The following is an 18,701-nucleotide window of genomic DNA, read 5'->3' as shown; positions in this document are numbered from 1 at the left end:
AATAAATTTGATCAAAAATTATTCTTTTTATCTTATATAAGATAAATATGTGATATATTATTGTATATACAAAATTGAATGTTTTTTATGGAACTGTATTTCGAATGGGATGAGGAAAAGAACCAAAAGAATCAGAAAAAACATGATGTCTCTTTTGAAACAGCAAGCCTCATTTTTGAAGATCCATTACGGATATCAATCCAAGATAGACATACTGATGGCGAAGAACGTTGGCAATCCATTGGTATGGTTAAAGGCGTACTAATGCTTTTAGTTGCTCACACCATCTTTGATGAAGATGACTGTGAAATCATACGAATCATTAGTGCAAGACAAGTAACCAAAGCAGAGCGGGATAAATATGAGCATGGTTAGATATACACGCAAAGAACTGAATGATAATTTCAGTGACAAGCAAGATGCTGAAATTAAACGCTTGCTTGAGAAAGGATCAACTCCTGATGAGCAATTAGACTTATCGGATATTCCTGAAATTACTGAGTGGAGTCATGCTGTTCGTCATGGGCAATTCTATCGCCCAGTGAAGCAACAGACTTCTGTTCGCCTTGATGCTGATGTACTTGCATGGTTAAAAGAACAAGGTAAAGGCTATCAGACACGCATAAATAAAATTCTGCGTGAAGCTATGTTAAAAGATTTAAAAAATCATTAATAATCTTATAGGGTTAAGGAAATGTACTACTTCGCAGAGGATCCCTTCTAGGTAATGTTACCTAGGAGGAAAAATGAAAAAACTGAAATATCAGTATCATCAAACTATAGAAGAAAATGGTAATGATTGCTTCTATTTTTGGAAACGTTATCCAAATATCAAAAGCTTTTATTTTAAACATTTTAGTAATAAACAAGAGAGAAGCTTTTATTTTCTTCATTATATTGAATATAAAGACTATTCTCTTAAAATTCGAGTAGCACGTGGTGCTGGTTTACCTCATGTATGGGATGAGTTTCCAACTTATATCTACAAAGTGGCTAAAAGTTGGAAGCATAATTCTAAAAGATCACATCAGTACTACAAAGAACATGAGCAAAACTAAAGGTGGGAGCGATAGGCTCCCATTTTCTTATTCGTATAACGGTCATTATGTCAATTTTAGGAAAGCTTAAATACATATTATTGCTAATTATTATTACTTATAGTTATTTGATAAAAATATTAGATAAACTCATTAGCCTTGAATTAGCAATTGGTTCGTCATTAAGTCAGAAGGCTAATTTAATCTTCTCTTTTTTATTTGCTCTAATTTTTTATAGGAGTCGCTCTTTCTATTGAGAATAAAACTTAAATATGTGTTTTTGCAGATATGCTACTTTTTTGGCAAAGATACATTATTTTAAAGTTAAGAAATAAAGACCTTAATGAATTATGTTAATTTTAAGAACACTTAATTTATTATCTTTGATAATACTATGAATAATTTATCAATAAGTTCTTTCAACAGACCCTTGATTAAATCTTGGTTTGGATTTTCTGTGGGTGCAATTTCTGTTGGAATAAGTTTAATAGAGTTGTTCGAAACTTTTACTCTAGCTAAAATTTTAAGTACTTTAAGTTTCTTATGCTTTTGGTATCCTTGGAGCCAAATGACACATTGGAATAATTCTATAAAAATAAAAACCTTTTTAATATCTTATCAACACCCTAAAAAACGCCCAAAAGCCGATTTAGAAACAAGTCGGCTTATTGATGAGCAGATATGATAATTCTTGCTAAGTAAAGCATCGCCTAAGCAAATCTATTGCAACTTTAGAATTAAAGCATGACATTGAAAGCTTTAAGATTTACACAATTTATAAAGCTGTACAAATCATTAAAAGTATAGCTTTTGAAGATTATTTGAGTTAGATAATTCCTTCATTCTTCATTGCTTTTTGTACCGAGGGATGTTGTTGCATACGATGCATAAATCTTTGTAATGCCTTGAGATGACTAAGATCCAAATTGATAAACGATGCCCAACGAGTAACCACAAATAGATAAATATCTGCAATTGTAAAACCCTGCCCCAATACATTTTCTGAATCAGCAAATTGCTGATCTACCCATGCATATTGCTTTAATAATTTTTCTCTGAAAATATCTTTACTCGCCTCATCAAAACCTTTTTGGAAAAAAGGTGCATAGGATTTATGCAATTCTGAACTTATATAATTCATCCATTCTAATACCTTATAGCGCTTCAAATCGCCAAATGCTGGTAATAAATCAGTATTTTGCATTATTTCAGCCAAATACTGACTGATAATTGCCCCCTCACTGAGATGCAATCCCTCATCTGTGATCAAAAATGGGACCTGTCCTTTCGGATTGATTTTCAAAAAATCTTGTCCATCTTCCGTTTGGTGGTTTTTAAATGAAACATTGACTAATTTAAAATCTTTTCCAATTTCTTGTAGCACAATATGCGGGGCAAGTGAACATGCACCTGCAGTATAAAAAAGTCTCATCGATTAGTTCCCTGAATTGATTTAAGCTCATGCTATCCTTAACATCATGAACAATAAATACGCATAATATCAATTCACTTATTACATGGTGTATATAATGGATACAGCATTAAATCGAACAATGTTCAGCAATATTGAAATATTCTGTTTAGTTGCTGAACAACAAAGTTTTTCCAATGCTGCTCATCAAGCAGGTTTGACACCAGCAGCCGTGAGTAGATCCATTGCTCGGCTGGAACAACGGCTAGGTCTGCAACTATTTAGCAGAACCACTCGTAAAGTGCGCTTAACTCAAGCAGGTGAAGAATATTTTTTTGAATGTAAACAGGTACTGAAACAGATTATTGCAGTTGAACAGAGATTAAAGAATGATTCAGCACAACTATCAGGAATTATTCGGATAAGTTTACCTACACCGTTTGGGCATTTTAGAGTACTTCCACTTTTACCTAAATTCCAAAGGCTTTATCCTGAAATTAAATTTGAAATACAACTCACCAATAAAAATGTTGACTTTATTACAGAAGGATTTGATCTTGCCATTCGCGGTCGAAATATTCCTGACTCAAATCTCATTGCTCGTCGTTTAGAAAATGCTGATCTACTTATAGTCGCATCACCAGAATACTTAAAGAAAAATGGCATTCCCTCGAATATTACTGACTTACAGCATCATCAATGTATTCAATACTTATTACCGAGTACGGGAAAAGCACTGCCTTGGTCTATTTTACTCAATCAAGAAATCATCGATATTCAAACACAAGGGTATTTAAGTTGTAATGAGGATATTTTAGCGACCATTACGCTTGCTCGGTATGGGGCTGGTCTATTGCAAACATGTCGATTTGCGATTGAAGATGATTTAAAGCAGGGACGGCTGATTGAAGTCCTACAACAATATGCTGGGGCGCAGCGACCTTTTTCGTTGTTATATCCTAAAATTAAATATGAACAACGACATATCCGTTTGTTTATTGATTTTCTGATCGAACATTTAAGCACTTCAGTCTAGATTAAATCGAATACGGATACTCAATTACATTAGTGCCCAACTTGGCATTTTTATTTTGCTTTCCATTGCCCAGAAACCTGAATATTGACTTTCTCCCCGACGCCACCTATTGCCTTTTTCATGCCAAAATCACTACGTTTAATGGTTGTTGACGAGGTAAAATCCAATAATTTTGGATCATTGGAATGAGGTTTAATCGTCGCCTTAAATGTTACCGGTTTAACTACATTTCGTAACGTTAACTGACCTAAAATTAAATATTGATGATTGGCTAATGGTTTAAAAGAAGTGCTTTTAAAACTTGCAGTTGGATATTTTTCTGCATAGAACAAATCTTGCCCCATAATCATATTTTTTAATGATGATTTACTGATACTTAGGCTATTTACATCCATCACAAATTGAGTCGATGCAGATTGAGGAATGTTTATATCAAAATCTAGTTGCGACTGAACCTTTTGAAACTGCCCTTTAACAATATTGACTCCCAATGAGTCAATGTGAAAACCTACCTGACTATTTGCTGTCAAAGACCAAGTTGCTGCATAAGTGGAAAGTGCGAAAATCGAACAACTACATAGAGCAATACTCTTTGTTGCAACTGATTTAAAATTCATAGACCGCTCCAAATCTTGTTTTGCTATTTTTTGTCCTGCTCTACAGTGTATTGCATCAGCATCAAAATAGATTAGGGTCTGTGGACAATTCGTCTATGTTTGCGACTAGGTGTGTTTTTTAGGCGATTCTAGGCGCGAAATACGAAATTTAGTCATTCTAAATAAGTAGTTCGTAACGACGAAGCGACAAAAAACACGCTAGTCCCGAAGGGTTGTGGCTAAAATTATCTCAGGCTACGTTATGAAACTTAAAAATAGTCTCGCTATTCTCTTCATTTCATGCCTTGCCTGCTCAATTTTAACCTACAACGCAAGCCATTTATGAAATGCCCACAACCCCTAAAGATTTGATTTGTCTTCAGTTTGGTATTTATATTTTAATTGTTGGTAAATTTCAGTTTTTTGAAATTTCGCTAAAAACTCTGCTGTGCCTAGTGGAAATTCAGCTTGATAAATTTCACCACGATAATACGCCTCACGTAACGGCGTAGCAGAAATAGAACCTACCAAGCTGTCCAGCTCAACCATTTCCCATTCTGGAAAAAGCTTTAAATAATAAGAAGAATCATCTTTAAAATGTCCAATTAAACCAATTTTATCATGGTCTAATACAACTCCATTGACCAATGATTTAACCAATTCAACCCATTTGGCATCATTATAAACATCAATCACATGAACAAATTTAATTCGCTTTTGATCTGCTGCTGAGAAATTTGATAAAATCATCTGTTCCCTTTCTGAAGCCAGAAAAGGATTTTTGGTATTCCGCTCATTCTGTGCCGACCCTAACGCCAAAATCACGAAGTGACTCTGTTGTAATGCAATTTTGATGGTTTGCATGTGCGCTAAATGAAAAGGCTGGAAACGTCCAATATAAACCAGATAATCAAATTTATAAGTCATAAAGCAAATTTTTTATGAACTCATCAGTTGCAACATAAATTCAAATATGCGACATAATGAGGGCATAAAATCCAATTAAATTTTAAAGCAAGGATAGTACGATGACACTCAGTTGTATTCAACAACCTCATCAACATTTAAACGCAAATTTAGAAAATGGTGTACTGACTTTAGCAATTAATCGACCAGAAGCTAAAAATGCACTGTACGGAGAACTCTATCTTTGGATTGCAAAAGCGTTAGACGAAGCGGATCAAGACAATGATGTACGTGTGGTCATTTTACGTGGTGCCGAAGCTGATTTTAGTGCGGGAAATGATATGAAAGACTTTATGGCTTTCATTCAACAACCGCTTGAAGGCAAGGAAGGAGACGGTCCTCCTTTTGTCTTACTCAAAGCTGCTGCACGTTTATCTAAACCTTTAATATGCGCAGTACGTGGCGTTGCAATCGGGATCGGTGTAACGATTCTTTTACATGCGGATTTGGTTTATGCAGACAATACTGCACTGTTCCAGATTCCATTTGTAAGCTTAGGATTATCACCTGAAGGCGCTTCAAGCAAACTTCTAATTCAACAGGCAGGCTATCACAAAGCAGCTGAACTGTTGTTAACAGCACAAAAATTTAACAGTGAAAAAGCTTTAAATGCTGGGCTAATTAATAGTATTGAAGACGATGTTTATGGTCATGCACTTCATAAAGCTCAAACGCTTGCCGCGCTTCCATTGGCATCAATCAAACAAACCAAAGCATTAATGAAGCACAATCTCGAAGAAATTATTCAATGTGTAGATGATGAAGCAGTCATCTTTATGCAACGAGTAAAATCACCAGAAATGGCAGAAGCCGTCGCCGCATTTATGCAAAAGCGCAAGCCAAACTTTTCACAGTTTAATTAATTCATTTCATCCGAAAAACCACTGTATTACAAATATTCAGTGGTTTTTTTTATTTCTGATTCTCTAAAATTGAACGATTCAACATTCAGTACAAATATTATGTCTCAAGATTCATCAAGCACTAAAAAACGTTATTACGAACCGGCTCCGCAAGATATCGATATTGAAAATTTTCGAAAAGTCATTGAAAGCCGTCGTTCGGTTCGTAAATTCACTGAAAAACAAATTCCTGCGGAAGTGTTAGATGCATGTTTAGATTTGGCATTGCTTGCACCTAACTCATCTAATTTACAACCGTGGACGTTCTATGTAGTTCAATCTGAATCTAAAAAGAAACAACTGATTAAAGCGTGTCTCAATCAATTATCAGCCAAAACTGCGGCAGAATTAATCGTCTGTGTAGCTCGAATAGACCGTATTGATGAAATGGCAAAAATGAATCTAAGTGATTTTCCATTTCCAGAAGCACCAAGAGCGGTCAAGCAATATTATAAGTTTATCGCCTATAACTATAAGACAGGTTATCTCAATGCTCTCGGTAACTTTAAAAAAGTGGCTTTTAAAGTTGCACGAACTTTAGATAAACAGCTTCCTGTTACTGCATTTAATCCTGCGGATGCTCAACTTTGGGCAAGTAAAACCACAGCTTTGGCTTGTGAAAATCTGGTTCTTGCTTTACGTGCTTATGGTTTTGATAGTTGTATGATGGAAGGTTTTGATGAGCCTTTAGTCCGTAAAATTCTCAACTTAGGTCATAAAGAATTTCCAATCATGGTCATCAGTGCTGGTGAGCGTGCTGAGGACGGTGTGTTTTTCCCACAATATCGCTTTGATCGTAAATTATTCATTCAAAAAGTTTAATTTTAAAGCACAAGCTAACCCGCTCTCTAAAGGGCGGGTATATTTTAGCTATATGTTGATATCAATCATTTGAATAAATTCAAAAGCTGGTTCTTCATAAGGATGACTTGCTTTTAAAGCTTTTGCCACAGACCTTGCTTTTGGCTCTGGAACAATGGTTTCTACACGCCATTCAGGCAGTTGTTCTAAATGACCTAACTCCCCTATAAAAGGCTTCGCTCCTTTTATCGGTTTAAATTGTCCCATACCTAAAACTTGCCATGCACAATGCTCGTAGTCCCCAATTCCTCCAGCACCCGCATCAAAAATGGCTTGCTTAGTGATTTCCAAATGGGATTCAGGAACATAATAAATAAGTTTAAGCATAGACACACTCCATATCAAAACCAATTCGCTTATCTTTAAACGACCATGAGACTACGGTTTAAGTTTAAGGTCATATCCAGTTCTACTTTTGGTTTCAAATGCCTCATCTCGATCGATCTTATATAAAATTAAGTCTGATAAATAAATACTTCTTGGAAGTTTGATCAGTGCTGTGATCTGATTATAAATATAAAACCCCATTTTAGCTTCAGTATCAAATTTGCGTTTGTAAAAAACTAAAGCCACTTGATACAAGATGACCATTAACATGATTGCAAAATATAGATAGGTAAAAAATACAAAGTCAGCAACCAAAGCAAAAAACAACCAAATAAAAAATAAGATTGCAGCCATCACAATGATCATGATTACACATTCAGCCCATCCATGATGTTGACTCAGGGTGGTGGGTTGATCTTCATCTAAGTATAAATACCGCTCTCGGTCGTATAAATACCAAATATAGTAGCCCTTCTCATCTGGAAATTCTGTTAAAACAACATCAACATTTCGTCCATTCTTGACATAAAACTCATCAAAATAACCATAAATCGGTAAGCCATTTAATGTTGCTGTAACCTCAAAAAAAGGGTCTGTGTCTTTTGCTGACAAGGGAATCTTTTGCAATCGAATATTGTTAATTTCGCCTTTTTGTGCTTGCAGCTTAAATTTAAGCTCTTGAAACTCAGTTAAATTTTCTCTGTTCCGCTGATTGCACATTCTTTCAACCAATGCTTGAGATTGAATCAAATTATGCTTTTTAGAAATATTCAGTACATGCTCCATAAAATAAAGATCTGGAATGACTTCAAAATACGAGTTTGTCATCCTTAAATATTGGAGTTGCTGTTGTTCTAAACTAGGTAGTTGCAGTAATTTAAATACTTGATCTGCATATTGATATTGAGGGTTGATCAGACGATGAACTAAAAAAAAGCAAGTCAACAGTACAGATAAACATAAAATACCGAAAACGTATTGAACAATATCAAAATAATAAACCGTGCTGTCCATGACCAATTGATAAATCACCAATTCTAAAACTAAAATTAAAATGATCCAAAATGTAGAAAACCATGTTTTATATAATTGATTAGATAGTTTTTTAGCGTTCACCTGATAGATTGCATCATTCAAATATAGCAATCCATCATCTAGTTTAAACACTGCGTCTATTTCATCATGTTTTCCATGGAAAATAATTTTGACGCGATCACCCACCTTAAAATAGAAATCACTTTTTAATGGGAATGTATAATTAATTTGATCAATCACTAAGCGAAATTGTTCAGTATTTTTATCATATGACGTTGTTGCTATCGTACCTTCGACACATCGCATCGTTAAGTTTTCCAAACGTGTTACCTTTATTGTTAAATTTCTAGAAGTTTGATAAAAAAATATAATTAAAAATAGTCAGTTGAATTTCATTTGCGATCAGTAAATAGTCCTATGTATATTGATACCTGCAATATTTTTATGAGTCTGATCTGCTCGAAACGTAACCGTATAACGATTTTGTGATTTACCATAATCATAAAGATAAGTGGCTATAACAAAATGCCCTTCTCCGACATAATATTGATTGCCAAATGAAATTCGCTCTTTTTTCAATAAAGGATCATAGTAAGGAATATAACTGGATAACTCTAAAAGCGCTGTTTCATCATCCTGCATCTCTTGATAAGCTTTAGGTTCGAGTAATTTTTCTATGGTTGCAACATCTTTGTCTCGAATCGCAATATAGAGTGCCTCTGCATTTTGCTCCTCTTGCTCAGTCAATTCTCGCATTTTTTCATTCATTTTCTGCTCAAGCTTTGCGACGAGTTCTTGCTTTTTTTGATCACTAAAATTTTTCACCTGATCACAAGCACCCAATATAAAAGCACTACTTATCAAAGAAAGTTTATATAATTTTTTCATTGTTTAATTGACTCAACGATCTTTTTTATTGATTTTTAAATGATAAAAAGGACGCCTAAGCGTCCTTCTATGCCGAATAGAATTATTCTTCTGAGGCACCTTCATCAGACTCAGTTTTACCCTCGTCCATGATAGTTTCCTCATCTACTAATTTTTCAGCATCAATCAACTGCTCTGAACTATCAGCATGATCTTCATCAACAAGTGCAGCTAATTCTTCTTCAACTGCTTCAACCGCAACCACACCGACCAAGACTTCTTCATTACCTAAGCGAATCAAACGAACACCTTGAGCATTACGACCCGTTCTTGCAACTTCCGAAGCTCGGGTACGAACTAAAGTACCACCGTCAGAAATCAGCATTAACTCTTTGGACGCATCAATTGCAACCGCGCCGACCAATTCACCATTACGTTCAGATGTTTTGATTGCAATCACACCCTTACCGCCACGTTTCTTGGTTGGGAAATCATCTACAGGTGTACGTTTACCATAACCATTTGCAGATGCACAAAGTACCTCTCCAGTTTCAGGCACAACAACCAATGAGACAATACGACTCACGATATTCAAATCTGAAGAATCTTCATCATCTGAATCTACATCGGTTTCTGAGTCTTCTTCAGCTTGAGCAGCAGCCAAGCTCACACGCATACCACGAACACCTTTCGCTGTACGTCCCATCACACGCGCGTCAGTTTCAGAGAAGCGGATTGCCTTACCTTCATTTGAGAACAACATGATTTGCTGTTCACCATCGGTAATTGCCACACCAATCAGCGTATCTTCTTCTTTTAACTCAATCGCACGTAAACCATTTGAACGTACATTACTGAATTGTTCTAATTCAACACGTTTAACAGTACCTGATGCTGTTGCCATAAATACATAGAAGTTTTTGCGAACACTTTCTACACGTTCTGCAAATTCTGCAATCAATTCATCATCAAGATCTGAAGCAGATAATTCCAATCCAATTTCTTTCAACTGCTTACGTAAAGCATCTGATAAATCATCTGGGTTTTCGCCTAATTCAGCAAATGCAGCTTTTAATGCTTCATAGTGCGAATCGATAATGGCATTTTCACGAAGTTTTGCGACATTTGTACGCACAAAACTTCTAAACTCAGTTAAACGTTCTGTGAATTTCTTCGGTGCATCAATCACAGGAAGAATCGCTGTAATTGTTTCATCCGCATCTAATGGCAACAAGTTCACCATTGGGCGTCCTTTTGCGCCACGAGATGCTTGTGGTACTTCAAATACTTTTAAGCGATATACTTTACCCACATTGGTAAAGCACAACACTGTTGCATGGTTTGAAGTCACAATTAAGTGCTGAATATAATCGTCTTCTTTCATCGTCGTAGCCGACTTACCACGTCCACCACGGCGTTGAGCAGCGTAGTCTGACAATGGCTGAGTTTTGGCATAACCTGACTTAGAAACGGTCAATACCACTTGCTCTTCAGGGATTAAATCTTCACGTGAGAAGTCAATACGAGATTCAACAATCTCGGTACGACGACCATCACCATATTGCTGAAGAATCAACGCTAACTCATCTTTGATCACGCCCATCAACAAATTAAAATCATTTAAAATTGCAGTGAGTTCAGCAATTTGAGCCAAAATTTCAGAATATTCTGCTTGTAACTTGTCTTGTTCAAGACCTGTTAAACGATGCAAACGTAATTCTAAAATTGCGCCGACTTGCGCTGGAGACAAACGGTAAACCATACCATCTAAACCAAATGGACGATTTGGATCTTCACCTTCGATCTCATCTGGGCGAACTGAAATTGCACCTGCTTTTTCGAGCAATGCAACAACATTGCCACCTGCCCATTCACCCGCAAGTAGACGTTCACGCGCTTCTGTTGGATTTGCCGAGGTTTTGATGGTCTCAATAATTTCATCAATATTGGCTAAAGCAACAGTCAAACCTTCCAAGATATGTCCACGTTCACGCGCTTTACGTAATTCGAACATGGTGCGGCGAGTCACAACTTCTTGACGATGACGAATAAATGCCGCAACAATATCTTTTAAATTCATTAATTTAGGCTGACCATTATCAAGACAGACCATATTAATGCTGAAAGAGTTTTCTAATTGGGTATTGAGGAATAAATTATTGACGATAACTTCAGCATTTTCTCCACGCTTTAAGTCAATCGCAATGCGCATCCCATCTTTATCAGATTCATCACGTAGCTCTGAAATACCTTCAAGTTTCTTTTCTTTAACCAATTCAGCAATTCGCTCAATGGTTTTTGCTTTATTGACTTGATATGGAATTTCTGTAAATACGATTGTCGTGCGACCTGTTTTCTGGTCTTCTTCAAAATGATATTTACCACGAATGTGCAAACGACCTTTACCTGTACGGTAAGCATCTACAATTCCTGATTTACCATAAATAATACCACCTGTAGGGAAGTCTGGACCAGTCACATGTTCCATCAATCCTTCAACAGAGATATTCGGATTATTTGCATACGCTAAACAAGCATTGATCACTTCTGTCAGGTTATGCGGCGCCATATTGGTCGCCATACCCACAGCAATACCCGTTACACCATTGATCAATAAGTTGGGAATACGTGTTGGCATAACTTGAGGGATACGCTCAGATCCATCATAGTTATCTTCCCATTCGACTGTATCTTTCTCTAGGTCAGCCAGTATTTCGTGGGTCAATTTGCGCATACGAACTTCGGTATAACGCATCGCTGCGGCACTGTCACCATCGACAGAACCAAAGTTTCCCTGACCATCAACCAATTGATAACGTAAGCTAAAGTCTTGCGCCATACGAACAATGGTTTCATAAACAGCTGAGTCACCATGTGGGTGATATTTACCGATTACGTCACCAACAACACGTGCCGATTTTTTATAAGCTTTGTTATAATCATTGCCTAACTCGTGCATAGCGAATAGCACACGACGATGAACGGGCTTTAAGCCATCTCTCACGTCTGGTAATGCACGAGATACAATAACACTCATGGCATAATCGAGATATGAGCTTTTTAGTTCATCCTCAATGGCAATCGGTCTAGTTTCCGATACGCTCATGCATACTCCTTATTACAAACAGCACTCGTTGCGGCTGTTCATTTATATCATCTAGCTAGTCAAAATTTAGCTCAAAAAAAGTTGAGCCAAAATGTAAAATTCAGTCATACAGTATAGCATAAATTCTATTGCTTTTGTGCCAATCCATCCCCACTATAATCATGATTTTTTGTAGTATTTTTAAGCAAATTTAAGATTTTTTTGAGATTAAAAATGCCTGTAAAATTAGCAGTAGAACAACAAAACTCAAACTGATCAACACGTCGATATTTAAATCACTTATCCAACTTAGATTTGCTGTATTAAGATCAAATCAATAACAGCGAAAATCATCGAGTATGCATGTCTATTTCAAAGCATTTTCAAATAAATTGAGGTAAAATTTGACCTGATTTATAACATTTTTTTGTTAATCTGTAGTTCTAAATAATTTATAAAATACAAAAACAAAATGTGTAATGACCAATAAACTCATAAAAAATACAAAATGAAAAATCACATGATGTAAATAAGTCGGCTCATTTAAAACATATTGATCCATCCACATTTGCACATCAGCATCATCGGCACGATAAATAAATGCTAAATGATAGAGAACAAATCCAATTAAGATCAACAGAAACCCATATGCCAGTAAACCTTGCATCCACATCGAATGTTGCATCTTAAAAAATAGCGGCAGACCGATTACTAAAGCAAAAAGGCAGACGATGAAAATGTAAATTCTACCAAACATTGGATGTTCAGTATTTTTGATTGAACTCATATTAAACGATTACTTAAAAGGATCATGGTCTAAGTATTGGCAGTCTTTGAGCAAATCATCTTCTATACCAATACTATAACACATCCACCCTACAATTTTTTTATGTCGAATTTCAGGTACAGCATAGATCTTTTTTTCTGGTTCCAGTCGAAATAACCCAACGATTGAGCCATTTTGACCCACCGCAAAATATTGATAAGTATAATCACTAAAACCAGTTTCAGTATAGGGTTCTAATTGCTTCAACTGCGTAGGTAGTTTCCCTGTTTTCTGATAATACTTTTCGATATCTTTCTGAAATTCTTCTACTGCGCTATAGCGAGAAAATAACTGATTTTTAATACTATCTATTTCATCATCCGCATTTATATCTTCAGCGGCGGCTGTTGCAACATCTGTCGCCTCAGCATCTTCATCTGTAGCAGAATGATCGACATTTGTAATACCAATCACTGACATTACAGCTGGAATAACGACACTCGCAACAATGCCCAACACGGCTGGACCAAACATAAAAACCGCTAAAAGTATCCATACAATTTTTAAATTTTTCTTTTTCTTCGGATTTTGTGTATCTCCCCAAGTGTCTTTGGCTTTATCCTGCCAAGAATCTAAAAAAATCCGTGCTTTATCCTCAATTGAAACATTTTTATCCATTAAGCTTTCTGTTAATGATTTTGACTCAGGTGGAGTGCCCTGTTTTGGTGGTGTTGGTGCTTTTTTATTTTCTCGGCGTACGGACGATTCAACATTACTGCTCCCTGTAAATATATTATTCTGTTTAATATGTTTTAGGCGAGCACCACAAATGCCGCATTTGACAGCTTCATTAATATTTTCAGCATTACATTTAGGACACTTCATATTTTTTCTATTTTAAAGTTAAATTATTGAGTCTGCGGTAAAGTTTTCTGTGCAGGTTGAGATTCAGATTTTTTTCGTTGTTCCGCGGTCTGATGAATACCTTCACGGATCACAGATACTGTTAAAATTTGAAAAGGTAAAGTCACTACATCCAACGCGCCTGCCAATACCATATTAAAAGTATTGTCTAGCGCTTGTACAGCATCAAATGATTTCTTTTGCTTAAAGAAGCTAATTTGTACAGGAATTTTCTGTAATGTCCCAGTATAAGGCTGAAAATTTAACTGTGTTTGCGCTCCAATTTTATAAAATTTAAAATCAGATTTGAAAGTTTTACTCCAATTAGGCTGTATTGTAGTTTTGCTAAAACCGTTCTGCTGTAGTGTTTGGCGTTCTTTTTCAGATAACGTCTGATCAGCTTTTTCATAACGTAATATAATATTTAACCCTTGCTGTTGTTGAGTTGCAATATTCACGTTCACTTGCAAAGGCTGATTTTCATTAATGATTATTTTTTGTATGTTTAAACCAGATTGTAAGCTCTCAAGATTCAATTGTTTCTTCGGTATTTCAAGAATATAGTGCTGTCCAATAAAATAGTATTGCTGTTGTCGCTGTGCCAAACCAACCAATACATCATCCGACTGAGAAACAACAATATTCTCAGTATTTACAGCAGATTTTTTTAACATTTGGTGTGTGATTGAAAAGCAACCTGTGAGCATCATAGGCAAGATCAATACTATGACTTTTTGTGCCGTGATTTTTTGTGTAATGTTTTTTTGATTAGAGATTTTCAAAGTATTTCCTATTCAATTTATAATATGTTGACTCCACCTTTAGAGTTTTATTTTTAAAATTAAGTTTAATTAATTTTAAATGTTAACAAAATCACAAAAGTGAACACTAAATCTAATAATATCACAATATTTTATTTAATTTTATCAAGTTATAAAGCAAAACTAAACAAATGACGTACTTGTTTTAAATTAAAAAAACAATAAACCAGTTAAGGTTTGAGTTTACTTGTTTAAACGTATTTTTGCGCTGCAAACAAAGCAGTGCCTGGTTTTTTTATCGTATCAGCCCACTCTCTATGGCAACTTCTATGTCGCATCACGATTCATAGACAATTTATAATTCAAAAATGCAAAGCAAATTAAATCATCCAAAGCTTCTAAAAATTCGTATAAAAGATCTACAGTTCATTTGAAGTAAATAATTAATATTAAATCACTTATATGAATAATAAGACGGTTTAAGCATAGCAATTGAGAATGCCTTTTGTGGACAGATCACTAAGGCAATGATCTATTGATCTTAAATTATAGTTCTTTAAGATATGTATAAAAAAGGCTATTGGAGCCTAAAATTCAAAATAAACGTTCAATACAAACGCTTTAAAATACCCATGTTAATGATCTGATTTATATTGTATTAACTTCAATCATTCAAAAACTAAAAAAGCGCTAAGGAAATCCTAAGCGCTTTTTTGACACTGAATTCTAGAATTAAAGTTTAGAAACTAACTCTGGAACGACAGTATTCAAATCACCCACTAACCAGTAATCAGCTACTGCATTGATTGGTGCTTCTTCATCTTTGTTGATCGCAACGATCACTTTAGAATCTTTCATACCTGCCAAGTGCTGAATCGCACCTGAAATACCAACAGCAACATAAAGGTCTGGTGCAACAATCTTACCTGTTTGACCAACTTGCATGTCGTTTGGAACGAAACCAGCATCAACGGCAGCACGTGAAGCACCTTGAGCAGCACCAAGCTTATCAGCAAGTGGATCAAGTACTTTATGGTAGTTCTCACCAGAACCAACACCACGACCACCAGAAACAACAATACGAGCTGCTGTTAATTCTGGGCGTTCTGATTTCACGATTTCTTCAGAAATAAACTTAGAAATGCCAGCATCACCTGTAGAAGCAACTGATTCAACCGCAGCAGAACCGCCTTCAGCAGCAACTGGGTCAAATGCAGTACCACGTACAGTTGCAACAACAATTGCTTCATCAGATTGAACTGTTGCAATCGCGTTACCTGCATAGATTGGACGTTTGAAAGTTTTTGGACCTTCAACAGCAATGATATCAGTAATCATGCTTACGTCTAAAAGTGCAGCAGCACGTGGAAGAATGTTTTTACCAGTTGTTGTAGAAGCAGCAAGGATATGGGTATAGCCTTTACCTAATTCAGCAACAAGTTTCGCAATATTCTCAGCCAACTGATTTGCATAAGCAGCATCATCAGCAAGTAAAACTTTGCTTACGCCAGCAACTTTTGCAGCAGCATCTGCAACTGCTTGAGCACCAGAACCTGCAACCAATACAGTGACATCACCACCGATTTTTTGAGCTGCAGCAACAACGTTTAAAGTTGCACCGTTAAGTGTCTTATTGTCGTGCTCAGCGATAACTAAAATACTCATGATTTTATCCTTCTGTATTAGATCACTTTCGCTTCATTTTTAAGTTTTTCAACAAGCTCGTCTACAGACTTCACTTGCACACCAGCTTTACGCTCTGCAGGCGGTTCAACTTTAACTGTTTTAAGTTTAGAAGCTGCCGTAACGCCATAATCTGCAGGAGATTTCGTATCAAGCGGTTTTTTACGTGCTTTCATGATGTTTGGAAGTGCCGCATAACGTGGCTCGTTCAAACGTAAGTCAGTAGTAATGATCGCAGGCGTGTTAAGCTCTACAGTTTGTAAACCACCATCTACTTCACGAGTAACTTGAACTTTGTCGCCATTTACAGTTACAACAGAAGCAAATGTACCTTGACCTGCATTTAATAATGCACCAAGCATTTGACCTACTTGATTCGAGTCATCATCGATCGCTTGTTTACCTAAAAGGATCAGTTGTGGTTGTTCTTGTTCAACTACACCTTTAAGAATTTTAGCAACTTCTAAAGCACCAATTTCATCTGTAGTTTCAACCAAGATACCGCGGTCTGCACCCAAAGCCATTGCAGAACGAATTTGTTCTTGCGCTTCTTTAGGACCAACAGAAACAACAACGATTTCTGAAACTGTTCCTTTTTCTTTTAAGCGAACCGCTTCTTCCACTGCGATTTCACAAAATGGGTTAATTGACATTTTAACGTTAGTAAGGTCTACCCCACTATTGTCCGGTTTAACGCGAACTTTAACGTTGGCATCAACCACACGTTTTACAGCAACAAGAGCCTTCATGTAATCCTCGGCTGTTTTAGCAAAAGTAAATGTTAAGAAGAGTTATAATAACGCTTCATTTAAAATTATTTAGGTGTCCTATCTTGCAATGTGATTGGCATTTCGGTCAAGTCACAATTCACAAAACAGCGCTAAAAAGTCTTAAAAAAGCCTGAACGTACAGTTCACATTTTTTCTAAAAGGTTTAACTAAGACGTATAAGAATACTATTTCGACAATATTTATATATTGATAAATAACATTATTTGTATAAATTCTGTATAAATAATCAAAATGATTAAGATAAATTATCAATCAATCAACGGGATGCCAACATAAAAAATTTACAAATATAGGCTTTGTCATTTCAGACAGATTCAGCAATTTTTCTCACAATGTTTATTCATTAAATTTGTGATTATTTAGGCATTAAACTTGTAACAAAATACAAAAAAAGATAAAACGAGCATGATTTTAATCCCGTCTTATCTTTATGGTTTTATGAATTTACGATTAGCCAAGCTGCCGCAAGGGTCAATAATGTTCCAGAACCGCCATCAATCCATTTTTGATTACGTTCATTGATCTGTTGTTTTTGCGTCAGTTTGGCAACAACCAAACTCAAACTGCAATACACCACAAAGATCAAAGCAATAAAAATAAAGGACAATGCAAAACCTTGAGTAACCGTATTTCCTGACTTATCAATAAACTGCGGTAAAATTGCAAAATATATCAGCATTCCTTTAGGGTTCAATAACGCTGTAAAAAAACCTTTATGAATAGGATTCGATACCGCTTTTTGCTCAATCTGTATTTGTTTAGTATTAAATACAGACTTAATTAGATGAAAAGCTAGATATAACAAGTAAGCAATTCCCAAATAGCGAATGGTTTCGAACAAAACTGGAAATGACACAATGATTGCCGCAATTCCGAGTGCAACCAATATCGAGTGAACCAAGTATCCCGAACAAACCCCAAGCGTCGCCATCATGCCTGATTTCGCATCTTTACCTATCACTTGTGACAGGATAAATAACATATCAGGTCCTGGTGTGAAAATTAACGGCAGCACCGTTAAGGCAAAAAGTACAAATACAGACATCTCAATTTTCCTTTCTGTCTGAATGAGAGAAGAAAATAGTATCTGTGAAAACGCTTAAAATAGGATTTCAAATATTCTATAATTCTAATTATTTTTCGAATTAAATTCTATTTTATGAAAATTTCATCTAAGACTATTCTAATAAAGTTAGATCGTATTGATAAAAATATCATTCAAACCTTACAAGCCAATGGTCGAATCCAGAATAACGATTTAGCCCGTGAAATTGGCTTATCACCTTCCTCTTGTCTTAGACGCGTTCGTCTCTTGGAAGATGCTAAAGTCATTCAGAATTACACTACTGTGGTAGATCCACAAAAAATTGGGTTTCAATTGATTTTATTTTCACGAATTTGGCTGTTGGGACAAGATGCTGAAACCATTGATACATTCATAGAAGCCATGAAAGAACTTCCTCAAGTCATGGAGTGCTATATCATTTTGGGAGAGTGTGATGCGATGTTAAAAGTAGTCGTTCCCGATCTGGAAAGTTACCGTAAATTTCAATCGACCCATTTGACCAAGAAAAATGGTATCACCAGTGTCAAAACGGATGTACCCAGTCAGATCATCAAACAAAGTTTTCAGCTTCCCTTAGAAGACCTGTAATCATTAAAGTTGGTATGAAT

21 protein-coding genes are annotated in these 18,701 nt (G+C 35.8%); 8 read left to right on the top strand and 13 right to left on the bottom strand.

Annotated elements, in window-relative coordinates:
- Positions 1 to 87: 87 nt before the first annotated feature.
- The 4 genes from TOL5_RS06195 (at position 88) to TOL5_RS06180 (ending at position 1,722) form a co-directional block, all read left to right on the top strand.
- Positions 88 to 375, top strand: coding sequence for a BrnT family toxin (locus tag TOL5_RS06195; RefSeq protein ID WP_004829342.1), 288 nt, complete (start codon positions 88 to 90; stop codon positions 373 to 375).
- On the top strand, positions 362 to 673 hold the full coding sequence (locus TOL5_RS06190; protein WP_035300040.1) for a BrnA antitoxin family protein: 312 nt from the start codon (positions 362 to 364) through the stop codon (positions 671 to 673). Before TOL5_RS06195 ends, TOL5_RS06190 begins: the two co-directional genes overlap by 14 nt.
- A 73-nt stretch (positions 674 to 746) precedes the next feature.
- Positions 747 to 1,058, top strand: coding sequence for a hypothetical protein (locus TOL5_RS06185; protein WP_004829346.1), 312 nt, complete (start codon positions 747 to 749; stop codon positions 1,056 to 1,058).
- A gap of 373 nt (positions 1,059 to 1,431) precedes the next feature.
- Positions 1,432 to 1,722 (top strand): hypothetical protein, encoded by a 291-nt coding sequence (locus TOL5_RS06180; RefSeq protein WP_227510907.1) that lies wholly within the window; start codon positions 1,432 to 1,434, stop codon positions 1,720 to 1,722.
- Between the two features lie 141 nt (positions 1,723 to 1,863).
- Here TOL5_RS06180 and gstA read toward each other — a convergent pair whose 3' ends face one another.
- A complete protein-coding gene (gene gstA / locus TOL5_RS06175) occupies positions 1,864 to 2,469 on the bottom strand; it encodes a glutathione transferase GstA (protein ID WP_009584189.1) in 606 nt (201 codons plus the stop codon).
- Positions 2,470 to 2,566: 97 nt separating this feature from the next.
- Here gstA and TOL5_RS06170 point away from each other — a divergent pair, with 97 nt between their 5' ends.
- Positions 2,567 to 3,484, top strand: coding sequence for a LysR family transcriptional regulator (locus tag TOL5_RS06170; protein WP_009584154.1), 918 nt, complete (start codon positions 2,567 to 2,569; stop codon positions 3,482 to 3,484).
- A 50-nt stretch (positions 3,485 to 3,534) separates the two neighbouring features.
- On the opposite strand, the gene TOL5_RS06165 is transcribed toward TOL5_RS06170, so the two are convergent.
- Positions 3,535 to 4,101, bottom strand: coding sequence for a YceI family protein (locus TOL5_RS06165; protein ID WP_009584200.1), 567 nt, complete (start codon positions 4,099 to 4,101; stop codon positions 3,535 to 3,537).
- A 339-nt stretch (positions 4,102 to 4,440) separates the two neighbouring features.
- Positions 4,441 to 5,007: a nicotinate-nicotinamide nucleotide adenylyltransferase gene (locus TOL5_RS06160; protein WP_009584124.1), complete on the bottom strand. Its 567-nt coding sequence runs from the start codon at positions 5,005 to 5,007 to the stop codon at positions 4,441 to 4,443.
- Positions 5,008 to 5,108: 101 nt separating this feature from the next.
- Here TOL5_RS06160 and TOL5_RS06155 point away from each other — a divergent pair, with 101 nt between their 5' ends.
- Positions 5,109 to 5,909: an enoyl-CoA hydratase gene (locus TOL5_RS06155; RefSeq protein WP_009584198.1), complete on the top strand. Its 801-nt coding sequence runs from the start codon at positions 5,109 to 5,111 to the stop codon at positions 5,907 to 5,909.
- 99 nt (positions 5,910 to 6,008) lie between these two features.
- Complete coding sequence (locus TOL5_RS06150) at positions 6,009 to 6,770, top strand: nitroreductase family protein (RefSeq protein WP_009584121.1); 762 nt, start codon at positions 6,009 to 6,011, stop codon at positions 6,768 to 6,770.
- A gap of 48 nt (positions 6,771 to 6,818) precedes the next feature.
- Here TOL5_RS06150 and TOL5_RS06145 read toward each other — a convergent pair whose 3' ends face one another.
- The 10 genes from TOL5_RS06145 to TOL5_RS06100 form a co-directional block, all read right to left on the bottom strand.
- A complete protein-coding gene (locus TOL5_RS06145; RefSeq protein WP_042087520.1) occupies positions 6,819 to 7,136 on the bottom strand; it encodes an NGG1p interacting factor 3 protein, NIF3 in 318 nt (105 codons plus the stop codon).
- 51 nt (positions 7,137 to 7,187) lie between these two features.
- Positions 7,188 to 8,492, bottom strand: coding sequence for a hypothetical protein (locus tag TOL5_RS06140; RefSeq protein ID WP_227543996.1), 1,305 nt, complete (start codon positions 8,490 to 8,492; stop codon positions 7,188 to 7,190).
- Positions 8,493 to 8,573: 81 nt separating this feature from the next.
- Positions 8,574 to 9,059, bottom strand: a complete 486-nt coding sequence (locus TOL5_RS06135) for a hypothetical protein (protein WP_121774727.1) — start codon at positions 9,057 to 9,059, stop codon at positions 8,574 to 8,576.
- Positions 9,060 to 9,141: 82 nt separating this feature from the next.
- Entirely contained in the window at positions 9,142 to 12,144 is a 3,003-nt protein-coding gene (gene gyrA / locus TOL5_RS06130; protein ID WP_199934868.1) for a DNA gyrase subunit A, read from the bottom strand.
- Positions 12,145 to 12,553: 409 nt separating this feature from the next.
- A complete protein-coding gene (locus TOL5_RS06125) occupies positions 12,554 to 12,910 on the bottom strand; it encodes a hypothetical protein (protein WP_004829372.1) in 357 nt (118 codons plus the stop codon).
- 9 nt (positions 12,911 to 12,919) lie between these two features.
- Positions 12,920 to 13,774 (bottom strand): zinc ribbon domain-containing protein, encoded by an 855-nt coding sequence (locus TOL5_RS06120; RefSeq protein WP_046761584.1) that lies wholly within the window; start codon positions 13,772 to 13,774, stop codon positions 12,920 to 12,922.
- 23 nt (positions 13,775 to 13,797) lie between these two features.
- A complete protein-coding gene (locus TOL5_RS06115) occupies positions 13,798 to 14,466 on the bottom strand; it encodes a hypothetical protein (RefSeq protein WP_227543995.1) in 669 nt (222 codons plus the stop codon).
- An 819-nt stretch (positions 14,467 to 15,285) separates the two neighbouring features.
- The gene (locus TOL5_RS06110) at positions 15,286 to 16,218 is read right to left on the bottom strand and encodes an FAD-binding protein (RefSeq protein WP_121774725.1); all 933 of its coding nucleotides are present in this window, start codon (positions 16,216 to 16,218) and stop codon (positions 15,286 to 15,288) included.
- A gap of 17 nt (positions 16,219 to 16,235) precedes the next feature.
- Entirely contained in the window at positions 16,236 to 16,985 is a 750-nt protein-coding gene (locus TOL5_RS06105; RefSeq protein WP_004829381.1) for an electron transfer flavoprotein subunit beta/FixA family protein, read from the bottom strand.
- Between the two features lie 478 nt (positions 16,986 to 17,463).
- Positions 17,464 to 18,072, bottom strand: a complete 609-nt coding sequence (locus TOL5_RS06100) for a LysE family translocator (RefSeq protein WP_121774724.1) — start codon at positions 18,070 to 18,072, stop codon at positions 17,464 to 17,466.
- Positions 18,073 to 18,186: 114 nt separating this feature from the next.
- On the opposite strand from TOL5_RS06100, the gene TOL5_RS06095 reads away from it, so the two are divergent.
- Complete coding sequence (locus tag TOL5_RS06095) at positions 18,187 to 18,681, top strand: Lrp/AsnC family transcriptional regulator (RefSeq protein ID WP_121774723.1); 495 nt, start codon at positions 18,187 to 18,189, stop codon at positions 18,679 to 18,681.
- The last annotated feature ends 20 nt before the right edge of the window (positions 18,682 to 18,701 follow it).

It is taken from the genome of Acinetobacter sp. Tol 5 (assembly GCF_019702905.1).
Lineage (GTDB): Bacteria > Pseudomonadota > Gammaproteobacteria > Pseudomonadales > Moraxellaceae > Acinetobacter > Acinetobacter bereziniae.
This window is presented reverse-complemented; position numbering and strand designations above follow the sequence as displayed.